Source organism: Actinomadura sp. B10D3, assembly GCF_039871695.1.
Lineage (GTDB): Bacteria > Actinomycetota > Actinomycetes > Streptosporangiales > Streptosporangiaceae > Spirillospora > Spirillospora madurae.
In genome coordinates, this window is record NZ_JBDPLY010000014.1 from 97712 (window position 1) to 111533 (window position 13822).

At 69.5% G+C, this 13822-nt stretch carries 12 protein-coding genes; 4 read left to right on the forward strand and 8 right to left on the reverse strand.

All coding sequences use genetic code 11. The annotated features are described in order from the left end of the window. Positions 1-215: 215 nt before the first annotated feature. The 7 genes from ABGB11_RS21765 to ABGB11_RS21795 form a co-directional block, all read right to left on the reverse strand. A complete protein-coding gene (locus tag ABGB11_RS21765) occupies positions 216-1115 on the reverse strand; it encodes a LysR family transcriptional regulator (RefSeq protein WP_347635593.1) in 900 nt (299 codons plus the stop codon). A 48-nt stretch (positions 1116-1163) separates the two neighbouring features. Further along, positions 1164-3014, reverse strand: coding sequence for an MFS transporter (locus ABGB11_RS21770; RefSeq protein WP_347635595.1), 1851 nt, complete (start codon positions 3012-3014; stop codon positions 1164-1166). A 193-nt stretch (positions 3015-3207) separates the two neighbouring features. Continuing rightward, positions 3208-4563 carry an FAD-dependent oxidoreductase gene (locus tag ABGB11_RS21775; protein WP_347635597.1) on the reverse strand — a complete coding sequence of 452 codons (1356 nt, stop codon included), beginning with the start codon at positions 4561-4563 and terminating at the stop codon, positions 3208-3210. Positions 4564-4584: 21 nt separating this feature from the next. Beyond that, the gene (locus tag ABGB11_RS21780) at positions 4585-5424 is read right to left on the reverse strand and encodes an ABC transporter ATP-binding protein (RefSeq protein ID WP_347635599.1); all 840 of its coding nucleotides are present in this window, start codon (positions 5422-5424) and stop codon (positions 4585-4587) included. A gap of 20 nt (positions 5425-5444) precedes the next feature. Then, entirely contained in the window at positions 5445-6218 is a 774-nt protein-coding gene (locus ABGB11_RS21785; protein WP_347635601.1) for an ABC transporter permease, read from the reverse strand. Then, positions 6215-7006 (reverse strand): ABC transporter permease, encoded by a 792-nt coding sequence (locus tag ABGB11_RS21790; protein ID WP_347635603.1) that lies wholly within the window; start codon positions 7004-7006, stop codon positions 6215-6217. The genes ABGB11_RS21785 and ABGB11_RS21790 overlap by 4 nt, the downstream gene beginning before the upstream one ends. Beyond that, complete coding sequence (locus ABGB11_RS21795; RefSeq protein ID WP_347635605.1) at positions 7003-8043, reverse strand: ABC transporter substrate-binding protein; 1041 nt, start codon at positions 8041-8043, stop codon at positions 7003-7005. Before ABGB11_RS21795 ends, ABGB11_RS21790 begins: the two co-directional genes overlap by 4 nt. Positions 8044-8290: 247 nt before the next feature. On the opposite strand from ABGB11_RS21795, the gene ABGB11_RS21800 reads away from it, so the two are divergent. The 4 genes from ABGB11_RS21800 to ABGB11_RS21815 all read left to right on the forward strand — a co-directional run bounded on the left by ABGB11_RS21800 (position 8291) and on the right by ABGB11_RS21815 (position 12671). After that, complete coding sequence (locus tag ABGB11_RS21800; protein WP_347635607.1) at positions 8291-9124, forward strand: IclR family transcriptional regulator C-terminal domain-containing protein; 834 nt, start codon at positions 8291-8293, stop codon at positions 9122-9124. A 78-nt stretch (positions 9125-9202) separates the two neighbouring features. Further along, positions 9203-9985, forward strand: a complete 783-nt coding sequence (locus ABGB11_RS21805; protein WP_347635609.1) for an IclR family transcriptional regulator C-terminal domain-containing protein — start codon at positions 9203-9205, stop codon at positions 9983-9985. A gap of 389 nt (positions 9986-10374) precedes the next feature. Beyond that, a complete protein-coding gene (locus ABGB11_RS21810) occupies positions 10375-12186 on the forward strand; it encodes a glycoside hydrolase family 15 protein (RefSeq protein ID WP_347635611.1) in 1812 nt (603 codons plus the stop codon). Further along, entirely contained in the window at positions 12183-12671 is a 489-nt protein-coding gene (locus ABGB11_RS21815; RefSeq protein WP_347635613.1) for a hypothetical protein, read from the forward strand. Before ABGB11_RS21810 ends, ABGB11_RS21815 begins: the two co-directional genes overlap by 4 nt. 129 nt (positions 12672-12800) lie before the next feature. On the opposite strand, the gene ABGB11_RS21820 is transcribed toward ABGB11_RS21815, so the two are convergent. After that, the gene (locus ABGB11_RS21820) at positions 12801-13820 is read right to left on the reverse strand and encodes a sigma-70 family RNA polymerase sigma factor (RefSeq protein ID WP_347635615.1); all 1020 of its coding nucleotides are present in this window, start codon (positions 13818-13820) and stop codon (positions 12801-12803) included. Positions 13821-13822 lie beyond the last annotated feature (2 nt).

Here is a 13822-nt window from a genome sequence, read left to right on the forward strand (position 1 = left end):
CGTGCACGGCGAGCTGCGGTGCGACCGTGCGCTGGATGAGGCCCATGAATCGCTCGGTGCCTGTAACCGGCAGAAAGCCGATCACCGCGTGGTCCATGCCGGCGTCCTGGTACGCGGTTATGCCTGGCGGGTCCGGTCGCAGACGAGCGTTGCAGCCGAAACTATGCCGCGTCCAATACTTAGTTACACAAACACTATGCTTGCTGTGCACATAATCAGGTCGGAGGTGTCGGGAGGACTTCTTCGGCGATGTCGAGGACGGCGCGCATCACCGGGGACGGGTTCTCCTCGAGCCAGGCCAGGCCGTGGTCCATGTAGGTCGGCTCTCCGTGCAGTGGCACGAACACCGCTGCCGAGGGCATGATCTGGGCGACCTCGGAGGACATCAGCGCGACGCCGACACCTGTCGACACCAGGGTGAGGATCATGTACGGGTCGGTGATCTCCTGCACGATGCGCGGCCGGAAGCCCGCCGCCACGCAGGCCTGCATCGCGACCTGCTGCAGTGCCGAGCCCGCCGCGACCGGTGTGGTGATGAACCCGTCATCGGCCAGGTCGGCCAGATCGATCGCGGCCTCCCCCGCCAGCGGATGGTCGATGGGCAGTGCCGCGCCCAGCGGTTCCCGGCCGATCAGCCGGGTCCGCACCGGCGACGGATCGATCGGCAACCCGACGAACGCGATGTCCAACCCACCGCGCTCAAGCCGCCCGATGCTGTCGTGGGTCATCACCCCACCGGTGAGCGACAGCGTGACGTCTGGGAACCGCTGATGGACCGCCCTGGTCAGTGGCGGCAGCGTGAGGTGGTTCAGAGCCCCGGAGAACCCGATGGAGACCGTGCCGTAGACGACGCCGTCGGTTGCCCGGGTCGCCTGCCGGCCCAGCTCCAGCTCCTCGAACACGCGACGCGCGTACGGTAGGAACGCGTGCCCGGCCGGGGTGAGCGCAACGCTGCGGGTGCTGCGGTCGAACAGCCTGGTCCCCAGCTCTTTCTCCAGCCTTCGGATGGTCTGGCTGAGCGGGGACTGCGCGAGCCGCAACCGCGCGGCCGCGCGACCAAAGTGCAACTCCTCGGCGACCGCGATGAAGGCCTCAAGCCAGCGGATCTCCAGCACCCAACCTCCCGACAACAGGGCCTGCGCCGCCCCGCACCAGCGCGACGCCTACGCCGTCGTCACACCCGAGAACGCGGAACCGGGGGCGAGGGTCGCCCTGGTGCGGAACGACCACAGGGCCTGCTGGTCCAGGACGTCGATTCGCCACCCCGCCTCCGTGCGTCGCAGCCGCAGGTCGTACGACAGGCCGCGGACCACGGCCTCGGTGCGGGGGCCGTCATCGCTGACGAGGACCGCGGTGCCGTACATGTGGGCCGTCGCGGTGTCGCCCGATGGGGTGACGGTCACCGGGAAGAGGAGGTGCTGGCAGGACGCGAACCGGCCGAGGTTGGATATGTAGGAGATGGCCCCGGGAAGCCCCGGATCGACGCTCGCCCCCGCGAAGGTGGCCGTGACGTCGTCGGTGAAGCACTCGCCCAGCATCGCGTACCGTCCCGTGTCGATCAGCTGGACGTAGCGGCCCATGACGTTGCGGATCGCGTCGGAATCCGAACCGGCGTCCCCGGACGCGGGACCCTTGGCGAGGAGTTCGGCGGCATGGGCGGGGATACGGCGACCGAAGTACTGACGGTCACCCTCCAGGCTGGGGCCCTCCTTCATCAGTGCCAGGTTCACGAGCGCGGCGACGATGATGACGATCCAGAGCGCGGTGACGAGGATGGTGCTGCCGGGTGTCACCGACTGGGTCAGCCATGCCGCCACGAAGGGCGCCGGCGCGGAGAAGACCAGGGTCGAGCCGGTGGTCGAGAGGGCCGAGCCGGTGTAGCGGTGGCGGGTGGGGAAGGCCTCGGCGAACAGTGCCGCGATGCCGGCGTTGCCGATCTGTGCGAACGAGAGCGCGATGCTGACGACGGCGAGGATGAGCCAGAAGTTCGCGGTGTCGGCGGCGGCGAAGAAGACGAACGCGCCGGCCAGGCACCCGCTGCTGCCGATGGTGAGGATGCGGACGCGCCCGAAGATGTCGGCCATCCGGCCGCCGGCGATGATGGCGCCGACCGAGAGCAGGTTCGACACCATGATGATCGTGAACGTCTCGTCGTTGCCGAGCCCGACCGTCTTGGTGAGGTAGCCGGTCCCGAAGACGGTGATGACGTAGAAGGTGACGACGCTCGGCGCGTACGCAAGGATCATGCGCAGGAGCGTGCGCCAGTGCGCGCGCACGACGGTGAGGGGGCCGTCCGGCGCGCCGGCGGCGCCATCGGCACCGGCCTTGAACAGCGGGGTCTCCTCCACCTTCAGCCGTATGTAGATGCCGACCAGTACCAGAAGCACGCTGAGCAGGAACGGGATCCGCCAGCCCCACGACAGGAAGGCCTGGTCGGTCAGGGTCGCGCTGAGCAGGACCAGCAGCAGGTTCGCCAGGACCTGGCTCGCGGGAGCACCCATCGTCATCAGCGACGAGTAGAAGGCCCTCCGATCGCGCGGAGCGTGCTCCATGGTCAGCAGTTGGGCGCCGGTCGCCTCCCCGCCGAGGGCGAAGCCCTGCAGGAAGCGCATCACCACCAGCAGCGTCGGTGCCGCGAACCCGATCTGGGCGTAACCCGGCAGCAACCCGATGACGATCGAGGATGCGCCCATCATGAGGAACGTGGTGAGCAGGACGGCCCGCCTGCCCACGCGGTCACCGAAGTAGCCGAAGACGACGGCTCCGAGCGGGCGAGCGAGGATGCCGACGCCGAAGGTCGCGAAGGACAACAGGATCGCGGTCGCCTGGTCCTCTCTGCTGAAGAACACCAGAGGGAAGACCGTCGCGGACGTCGCGCCGTAGAGGGCGAAGTCGAACCACTCCAGCACGGAGCCGGCCGCGCCGCTGCCGAGCGCACGGCGTGCCTGCGGCGTTGATCTTCTGGTCAACCGCAGGGGCCGCTCGACCAGGGGTGAGGTGGGCTGGTTCGTCACGGGACTACCTCTCTCGGACAACGAGGGAACCCATCACCGACCGGTGAGGGCGCAGTGCAGGTGGCGATGAGCCGGACTGGAGGCCGTGCTACGGGCTCCCCCGATGCGGACGGGAACGATGCCGGTCGCCCCCGACGTGCGGGACGTCGCGGACCGGCTCGCTGATCACTTGTGGACGGGGGCCGTCACGTCCTCACGGCGCGACCGGCTGCGCGGCCGCCGACCGCCCGGTGGTGACCGGGTTGTCGATGATGGCGCCCTGTGCGCGCAGCACCCCTCGCAGTTCCTCCGCGTCGACCTGTCGCGGTGGGATGCCCTGCGCGGCGGCGAGTGCCGCCGCGGTCCCGGCGGCCTGGCCGAGAGCCATCGCCGAGCCCATGTGCCGCAGCGCGCCCATGGCCTCGCCGGTCGCCGAGGCGCAGCGGCCCGCGACGAGCATGTTCTCGACGCCGCGGGGGAGCAGGCACCGGTAGGGGGTCGAGAACGGCGTGGGCGGTTCGGCCAGCGTGATCCCCCCGCCTCGGGGGTGGTGGAGGTCGAGCGGGCCGCCGCCCTGGGCGATCGCGTCCGGGAACTGCCGGCCCGCCATCACGTCCTCGACCTCGAGCACGTGGTCGCCGGCGATCCGCCAGGTCTCCCGCACCCCGATCCACGCGGCCGTCGCGGTGAGCTCGCACCGCTCGAACCCTGGGACCTCGCGGCGCAGGAACCCGAGCACCCCGCGCAGCTGGCGGCGGCCCTCCATCTCGGCGCGGGTGAGATCGCGCTCGTCGGCGCCGTCCCAGCCGCTCACCCGCGTCATCAGGATGAACGCGTCGTCCCCGCTGGGGGAGCTGACCAGCGACAGGATGCGCTGCGCCAGCTCGCCCGTCGCCATCCCGTGCTTGGACAGCCGCTGCTTCTCCGCACGCGGCACCGCCCGGAACCGGGCGACGTCGACCTTGCTCAGCCGCGCCATCAGCGTCATGGGCTGGAGGTCGTGGCGGTCGTCCGAGGCGTTCTGGAACTCGGCGCCCGCCCCGCGGGCCAGCATGCCGTTCCCACCGGTGTCGACGGTGACGGGCGCGGAGATGGCGGTGCGGTCCATCACACCCTGCGCGATCACCCCGGCCGCGCGGCCGTCGGTCAAGATCGGGTCGACCGCCTGGGTGTGCATCCACACGTCCACACCCGCCTCGGAGACCATGTCGTCCAGGACGAACTTCAGCACCTCCGGGTCGAACGGGAACGTCCGCTGCACGAACGGGTTTCCCGCCGCCTCGCCCATGGTGTAGTCCAGGAAGTCCGTCGCGCCGCCCGCGTCGACCAGGCGGCGGGTGATCTCGTAGCCGATCCCACCGGTCACGAGGGTGTCGCGCCAGTAGAAGCCCATCAGACTGGCCATCATCGCGCCGGTCGCGGTGCCTCCGAGGAACGCGGCGCGCTCCAGCAGGGTGGTGCGCGCCCCGGCACGGGCCGCCGCGATCGCGGCGCACACGCCCGCGGGCCCGCCGCCGGCCACGACGACGTCGGCTTTCGCGGTACGCGCCGCGAGAGCGTTCTCGGTCACTGTTGATGCTCCGTCCTCTGCTCAGGTCCGGACGTTCCCGGGACGCGCCGCTGCGCGCCGTGCGGGCTCGGGCGGCTCCGGGTCGTCGGTTCCGGCCGGGCGGTTGCGCACCGCGCGGAAGACGTGCGCGCGCAACGCCGCGAACTCCGGGAGTTCCTTCGTGCTGATCTGGTCGCGCGGCCGGGGGAGATCGATGTCGACGATCTCGGCCACGGTCGCGGGTGGCGGCGAAAGGATCACGACGCGGTCGGACAGGTAGACGGCCTCGTCGATGTCGTGGGTGACGAACAGGACCGTGATGCCGAACAGGTCCCACGTGCGGAGCGTCAGGTCCTCCAGCTCCGCACGGGTCTGGGCGTCGATCGACGCGAACGGCTCGTCCATGAGCAGGATCTCGGGGCGGTAGGCCAGCGCCCGCGCGATCGCGACGCGCTGCTGCATGCCACCGGAGAGCTGGTAAGGGCGCTTGGTGCGCGCCTGCAGGAGCCCGACGGCGGCCAATGCCTCCCGCATCCGGTCGTCGCGCTCGGCTCGGGGCACCCGGCGCGCCTTCAGCGGCAGCACGACGTTCTGCTCGACCGTGAGCCACGGGTACAGGGACCGGCTGTAGTCCTGGAAGACCATCGCCATCTCGTCGGGCGGCTCCTCGATCACCTTCTCGCCCAGCCGCACCTCGCCCGAGGACGGCGGGAGCAGCCCCGACAGGCATTTGAGCAGTGTCGTCTTGCCGCACCCCGACGGCCCGACCACGCAGAGGAACTCCCCGCGCCGCACGGTGAAGTCGACGTCGGCGATCGCGACGTCGGCGCCGTCGCGGCCATAGGATCGCCGCAGATGGGCGACGGACAGAGTCATTGACATCGGTTCTCCTGGGGGTGTCGTCACGTCCGCTTCCCGCGGCTCGCCTGGTACCAGCGCAGCAGCCACCGCTCGAACAGCAGGAACGCGAGGTTCAGCAGGTATCCGAGCACGCCGAGCAGGACGATCCCGGACCACATGTCGGTGATCTGGAAGCTGCGCTGCGCCTGGAGGGTGAAGTGGCCGATCCCGCTGGTGCTGGCCACCATCTCGCTGATGATCATCACGATGATCGCCAGAGACAGGCTGGTCCGCATGCCGGCGGCGATCCGCGGGCCTGCGGCCGGGAGCACCACGTGGAACAGCCGCCGTGCGCCGCGGATCCCGTAGACCCGGGTCGACTGCAGCATCACCGGGTCGGCGTCGTCGACGCCATCGACCGTGTTGAGCAGGATCGGCCACAGCGAGACGAACGCGATGATGAACACCTTCATCTCGCCGCCCACGCCGAACACCAGGATGGCGAACGGCAGCAGCGCCGCGGAGGGGATCGATCGGAGGAAGCCGACGAGCGGGTCGGCCAGCTTCCGCGCCCACGGGGACAGGCCGAGCACGACGCCGAGCGCCACGCCGGCGACGACGGCGACGGCGTACCCGGCGCCGAGCCGGCCGAGGCTGGGCGCGACGTCGGTGGCCGGCCGCTCCTGGGCCCAGTTGACCCAGAACCGCTCCATGATCTGCTGCAGCGGCGGGAAGTAGAGGGACGTGCTGCCGCTCGAAAGCGTCCACCATGCCGCGACGGCCGCGAGCGGCACGCCGACCTCCAGCCCGATCAGCAGCCCGCGCCGGCGGCTCATGACTCGTCCCCCCGCCGTTGCGCCGCCCATGGCGCCGCCATCCCGGCCGCCCTGGCGAGCAGCCCGTTGAAGAGGACGCCGAGCAGGCCGGCCGCGAGGATCAGCGCGTACATCTGCGCGGTGGCGTTCCCGCTCTGCGCGAGCACGATCTGCTGCCCCAGTCCGGGCGCACCGATGACGATCTCCGTCGACAGGGCGACCAGCAGCGCCAGCGAGGCGGAGATCCGCAAGCCGGTGACCACGAACGGCAGGGCGCTCGGCAGCACGACCACGAGGAACTCCCGGAGCCGGCCGAGCCGGAACGAGCGCGCGGTGTCGAGTGCGACCGGGTCGGTGTCCCGGACGCCGTACACGGTCTGCAGGAGGATCGGGAAGACCGCCGCGAACGCGACCAGGAAGAGCGTCGCCTCGAATCCCGTGCCGTAGAGAAGCACGACCAGCGGAATGATCGCCACGACCGGGATCGGCCGGAGGAACTCGATGATGAACCTCGTCGCGTGGAACAGCACGTCGCTCCTCCCCACGAGGACTCCCGTCGGCACCGCGATCAACGCCGCGAGCGCGAACCCCACTGCCGTGGACCTTGCGGTGTTGAGGACCGCCGTCCAGAACACCCCGGTTCCGAGGGCCGTTCCGAACGCGCCCAGCAGCTCGGGAACGTCCGGGAAGTAGCGAGACGGCAAGGCGCCGGTCACGACGGCCAGGTGCAGCACCGCCAGCGCGAGCACCGCCGACGCGAGTGGCCACGCCCATCGCAGGCCCGCGCGAGCCCACCCCCCGGTGCTCACAGGCGGGGGGTCTTTCCGAGCAGCCTGTCGAGGTCCGGTGGACCGGTGAGCAGGCCGTACCGCACGGAGAGATCGCCCATCATCTTGATCGACGTGACGTTCAGCTTCGGCGTCCAGTGCGGCAGGACCATCCGCTCGACCAGATCCGGTTCGATCTTCGTGTAGGTGCGGACCACGGCCCGCGCCTCCTCAGGGTGCGCCTGGGCGTACTCGAGCGCCTCGTTCATCGCCGTCGTGAACCGCTGCATCAGTTCGGGGTTCTGCTTCATGAACCGGGCGGACGCGAAGTAGACCGGGATGTTCGCCGCGGGATCGGGCATGTCGGTGAACGGGCGCAGCAGGGTCTTCGCCCCGGCGTCGATGGCCGCGGTCGTGTAGGGCTCGATGACGTTGGCCGCGTCGATCCGGCCCTGCTCCAGGGCCGGCAGCATCTGCGAGGTCGGCATCTCGATCAGCCGCACGGCGGAGGAATCGCCGCCGGCCTGGTCGATGGAGTACTTGGTCAGCACCTCCTCGACGTTCTTCAGGGTGTTCACCGCGACCGTCTTGCCCTTCAGGTCCTTGGCGGACTTGATGGAGCTGCCGGGTGCGACCACGACCGCCTCGCCGGTGCGGCCGGTCTGCGGCCCGCTGCCGGGAGCCACCTGCAGCGCCCCGTTCGCCACGACCTGCACGGGCAGCCCCTGCTGCTGCGCCAGCATCAGGGAGACCACGTTCGAGTAGGCGACCTGCGTCTGGTTGTTCAGCAGCGCCGGCAGCAGCGCGGCCCCGCCCTCCGCCTGTTGCGGCTCGATCTTCAGACCGGCCTTCTCGAAGACCCCCTTGGCGATGCCGAGGTACAGCGGGGCGACCATCGCGGACGGGAGGACACCGACCTTGATGGTCGTCGTGCCGTTCTCGTCCGTGCTCGGGCCGGCCGAGGCCCCGCATCCGGCCAGGGACGCCGCGGCGGCGACGGCGACGAACCCGCGGAGGAGCGCGGCCGGGCGGGTCCGCCGCTCCCGGCGGTAGAAGCGAATCGGTGACGGTGGGGACATCGTTCTCTCCTTGTCCAGCCCGGCGGCACTGTGCGCAGGTGGGGCGGGCACGCCGGCGCGGGTACCGGCTGCGGCGGGCAGCGGATCGGGGTCGGCGTCCGACTGCTACAGTGGGCAGTATGCGAACAATCGTTCTTTGAGTGACCCGGGTGAACGTACGACTTCGATGAACTGGCTGTCAAGGCTGTGTCCTGACTGGACCGTGCGTACGTCAGCCGTCCTTGGACGATTTCGACCTGGAGGTGTCGTGAGCTCGATCGATTCGAATGAGGAACGGCTCGGCCCCGCCGTGCGCACGTTCGACCGTGGCTTGGACGTCCTGACGAGCTTCTCGCGCACGAGGTACGAGCAGAGCACCAGCGAGATCGCGGCCGAGACCGGCCTCGACCGAACCTCGGTGCGACGGGTGGTGCGCACCCTCCAAGCCCTCGGGTACCTCGAGGCCGTCGGCACGCGCTACCGCCTCACCGCGAAGGTGCTCGACCTGGGCTATGCGGCACTCGCCGCGCGGGACTTCTCCGAGCTCGCCCAGCCGTACCTCGAGCAGGTCGCGGAATCGAGCGGTCAATCGTGCTCGCTGGGCGTGCTGGACGGAGACGCCGCCGTGTGCGTCGCCAGGGCCGCCGTCCGTCAAGCCCTGTCGATCTCCCTCGCCCCGGGTGGCCGGATGCCCGCCTTCGCCTCGGCGCTGGGGCGGGTCCTGCTGTCCGGTGTCGAGAAGGAGCAGCTGCGCCCCTACCTGCAGGGGCTGCGACGAACGGGCTTCAACGATCGGACGGTCACCGACGTCGACGAGCTCGTACGATGCGTCGACGAGGTGCGCCGGCAGGGCTGGGCATTGATGGACCAGGAACTCGAGCTGGGCGTCTGCGAGGTCGCCGTACCCGTGCGAAGCCGCAATGGTACGGTCGTCGCCGCGATCTCCGTCGCTACGAACGTCAGCAGGGTCGACGCGCCGACCCTGACCACCAGAATCCTGCCGCACCTGCTCGCGGCCGCCGACGAGCTGGAACGCGACCTCACCGTCCACGTTCCGCTCCCGGCCGTCGTCGCACCGCCGTCGCATCCCGCGGTGACGTGACATCAGCCGGAGCGCCCGGATTGCGGCGAAAGCACCAGAGACAATCAAGATCACGGCGCGTGAGACACGAACGCGAGGATGACGGTGGACCACAACAACGTGCTGACCTCCCTCGAGCGAGGTCTTGCAGTCCTCTCGTCGTTCGACATCGACCGGTCGCCGGTGACGCTCAGCGAGGTCGCGCGGGCCACCGGTCTCGACAGGTCGGGCGCGCGGCGGCTCCTGCACTCGCTGGTCCTGCGTGGATACGTGCGCAGCGAGCGCGGTGCCTACGCGTTGCACCCCAGGGTGCTCGAGATCGGAAACGCCTACCTCGCGAGCCTCGCCCTCCCGGAGATCGCGCAGCCCCACTTCGCCGAGGTGAGCCGGCTCCTCAACGAATCGGTCTCGATGGCGGTGCTCGACGGCGACGAGATCGTATTCGTTGCACGAGTGCCGGTCGGGCGGCTCATGTCACTCACCTTGTCCGTCGGGAGCAGGCTGCCGGCGTACCCGACGGCGCTGGGCAGGGTCCTGCTATCGGACCGGCCGGAGGACTGGCTCGACCGCTATCTGACCTCGACGTCCTTCAAGGCTTTTACCGCTCTCACCATGACGGACCGGTCACTCCTGCGGCGAGAGCTCGCGCAGATACGCCGTCAGGGATGGGCCATCAACGATCAGGAACTCGAGGTGGGCCTGCTCTCGCTCGCCGTTCCGATCCGCGACGCATCGGGCGCCATCGTCGCGGCGATCAACGTGTCGAGCCACACGAGCCGGTTCACACCGGCCGGACTCGTCGACGCCGGTCTCCGCCCGCTACAACTCGCCGGTGAACGAATCGAATCGGCGCTGCACGCGGAACGTCCAGCCGGCACTTGACCGGCGTTCCACCGGACCGCTGCCACGAACAGTAACTCAGCAAGCTCAGAAAGCTCTGGAGTGGTGAGGTAATGCAGGACAGCGTGCAGCGGAAGCGCTGGGTTGTTGACCTGCTGCATGACCGACAGAGTGGAAGCGGCGCGAGAAAGAAACGGCACTCTGCTCACTCGACCTGCATCAAGAGGCCACCTCTTCCGTGTTCCCCTGGGATCACCCCGAAGATCGCCTCCGTCACCATCAGGGGCGCCGGCACCTTCTGGTGGACGGCGGCCGGGGAAGCCTTGACGTCATATGGGAAGGAGACGGAAGCAACGGTCCCTGACCAGGTGAGACCATGGTTCCATGGAAGCCGGCGGCCCTCGGGGTGACGCCTCTCACGGCCTGGGCGCATGACAGCCTTCCGGAGCGACGGCTACGCCCGGCTGCGCGACTACGCCGTGATCGGGGACGGGCGGAGCGCCGCGCTGGTCGCCGCCGACGGGTCGGTGGACTGGCTGGGAATGCCGGACCTGGACTCCCCCTCGGTGTTCGCCGCCATCCTGGACCCCGTCCGGGGCGGGCGCTTTCTGCTGGAGCCGGCGGAGCCGTTCACGGTCTCGCGCCGGTACCTGCCGGGCACGAACGTGCTGGAGACCACGTTCACCACCGCCCGCGGCAGTCTGCGGGTCACTGATGCGCTGACCTTGGAGGGCGACGGGACGCTGGGGCCGATGCGGGAGCTGCAACGGCGTCTCGATGGAGTGGCTGGGACCGTGCCCGTGCGCTGGAGCGTGCAGCCGCGATTCGGTTACGGGGCTCACCGTCCGCGCATCACAAGGCGCGCCGGTGTACCGGTGGCGGAGGCAGGCGGGGACGCCCTCGCCGTCTGCGCCTGGGACGCGGGTGAGCCGCAGTGCGCCGACCAGGAGATCAATGGCCGTCTCGAATTGAGAGAGGGGCGGCGAGCCCTGCTGGCGATGCCGTTCGCGCACCAGGAACCGCTCGTCCTGCCGACCCGTTCCGACTGCGATGCCCGTATGGAGCACACCATCGCGGCCTGGCAGGGTTGGTCGCGGGAACGTTCGTACGAAGGCATGTGGCGCGACGCCGTGCTGCGCAGCGCACTGGCGCTCAAGCTCCTGATCTTCGCGCCCTCGGGAGCGATCGCCGCCGCGGTGACATCGTCACTGCCGGAACAGGTCGGAGGCGAACGCAACTGGGATTACCGCTTCTCCTGGGTCCGCGACTCGGCGTTCACCCTCGACGCACTACTGCGGCTCGGATGCTCCGCCGAGGCGCATGCCTACTTCTGGTGGCTCATGCACGCCACCCAGCTCACGCATCCGCGACTGCGGGTGCTCTACCGGCTGGACGGGGGCCCCGACACACCAGAACGGATACTCCCCCTGGACGGATACCGCGGGTCCAGACCGGTGCGGATCGGCAACGCAGCAGGTACCCAAGACCAACTGGACACCTACGGTGAGCTGATGCAGACCGGCTGGCTGCACGCCGGCGCCGCCGGACGGCTGGACGCGGACATCGCCCGGCGCCTGGCCGAGCTGGCCGACTTCGTCTGCGCCGCCTGGCGGTCGCCGGACTCGGGGATCTGGGAGGTGCGCAGCGCTCCCCTGCACTTCACGCAGTCGAAGATCATGTGCTGGGTCGCGCTCGACCGTGCCATCGACCTCTGCGAGCGCGGCCTGATCCCCGACCGCGGCTCGGACCGCTGGCGACTCGCCCGCGCCCAGGTGCGCGACTTCGTCGAGACACGCTGCTTCTCCCCCCGTCGCCGCTGCTACACGCGCTCCGCCGGCAGTTCGGAACTGGACGCCGCCGTGCTCTCCGGCCTTCTCCACGGTTACTCGCGTCCCGGCGATCCCCGCATGCGCGCCACGGTCGACGCGGTGGCACGGGAACTGCGGCACGGTCCGTTCGTCGACAGGTACTCCGGCGAGGACGGGTTGAGCGGCACCGAAGGCGCGTTCCTGGCCTGTTCCTTCTGGCTGGCCGAGTGCCTCGCCCGCACCGGGCGCCTCACCCAGGCCGTCGCGCTGATGGACGACCTGATCAGGCTGGCCAACGACGTCGGCCTCTACGGCGAGGAGATCGATCCGGACACCGGCATCTTCCTGGGAAACCTGCCCCAGGGGCTGACCCACCTGGCGTTGATCAGTGCCGCGTGCACCATCGACTCGGTCGCGGGGAAGGCGGGCAGGTGAGCGCCGGAGGAACCGCCGCGGGCGCGTTCGTCGGCACACTGGTCCTGACCACCGTCCTGCGCACCGCCAGCGAGTTCAAGCTCACCCGGATGGACCTGCCGTTCCTGCTCGGCACCGCCGTGACCGGCGACCGGGCCCGCGCCAAGGCGATCGGCTACCTCATGCACTTCGTCAACGGGCAGCTGTTCGCGTTCGTCTACTACGCCGTCTTTCTCGCCATCGGCCACGCCGGCTGGTGGCTCGGAGCACTCTTCGGTCTCATGCACGGGATATTCGCCGGCACCGCGCTGGTGAACGTCCTGCTGCCGTTGGTCCACCCGCGGATGGGCAGCCCGATGACCAGCGCTCCCAAGGCCGCCCAGCTGGAACCCCCGGGCTTCCTGATGCTCAATTACGGCCCCACCACGCCACTGGTCACCGTCCTCGCCCACGTTGCCTTCGGAGCAATAGTCGGAGGTTTCACCGCGCTCGGCACCCACGGGTGATCCTGCGGCCTGGACCGGCCGTGGCCGCCTTGGCGGGTGAGTACCACTACCTCCCCCCGCGACCAGCGCCTCGCCGAGATCATGATCGGTGCTCCGGCAAGGGCAACGGGAGTTCGCCGCCAACGCTGATCAAGGATGCTCGCGGGGTAGGTCGAAGCGGGAGAACAGGTCAGCGTCGAGGAAGGCGACGATCCGGGTTATCGATGTGTTGTCGATCGTGAGCACATGGATGGCGTGTGCCCGGTGTACACCATCGATGCCACGACGGTAGGCCGCGACGGCCGGCTGTCCGTTGGCCTGCGTGGGCATGAGCCGCAACGTGCCCGGCTGGTCGAGCACCCGGGAACCGATGAAGCGTGCGACGGCGTCACGTCCCTCGAACCACGTCGAGAACGGCGGCATCTCGAAACGGGCGTCCGCCCGTAGCAACTGCACGAGTGTGGTGATGTCGGCGTTCTCCAACGCCGACACATAGGCTTCGAGCAGTCTGCGCAGTCGCGGCTCCGCCGGTTCGGTGATCTCAGCCTCGTCGGGAGCTGTCCTGGCCAGTTGGGCCCGGGCACGCTGCAGGATGCTCTTGACCGCGACCGGCGATATGCCGAGCAGGTCGGCCACCTCGGCGGCCCGCCAGGCGAGGACGTCGCGCAGGATGAGGACGGCACGTTGCCTGGGTGGCAGCAGTTGCAGTGCCGCGATGAACGCGAGCCGCAGATTCCCGCGTGACTCGACGACCCACGCCGGATCAGAAGGTCCGGCGTGGGTCGATGCGGTCGGGAACGGCTGCAACCAACTGATGTCGGTTCCGTCAGGGGTGCTCGGCACGTTCGTGTCACTGCTTGGACCGGCCATTCCAGACGGCAGCGGTCTGCGGGCGTTCTGCGCGGAAGCCGTCAGGCAGGCGTTCGTCGCGATCCGGTACAGCCAGGTGCGCACTGAGGATCGACGCTCGAAGGTCGCGTACGACCGCCACGCACGCAGGTATATCTCCTGGACGACGTCCTCGGCTTCGTCGATGGAACCGAGGATGCGGTAGCAGTACGCCAGCAGTTCACGCCGGTACCCGGCGGTGGCGTCGGCGAACTCCGCACGGTCCGGCATGGTCGGCTTCTCGGTCCCTTGGGCGTACGACGTCATACAGAGACAGACCATCG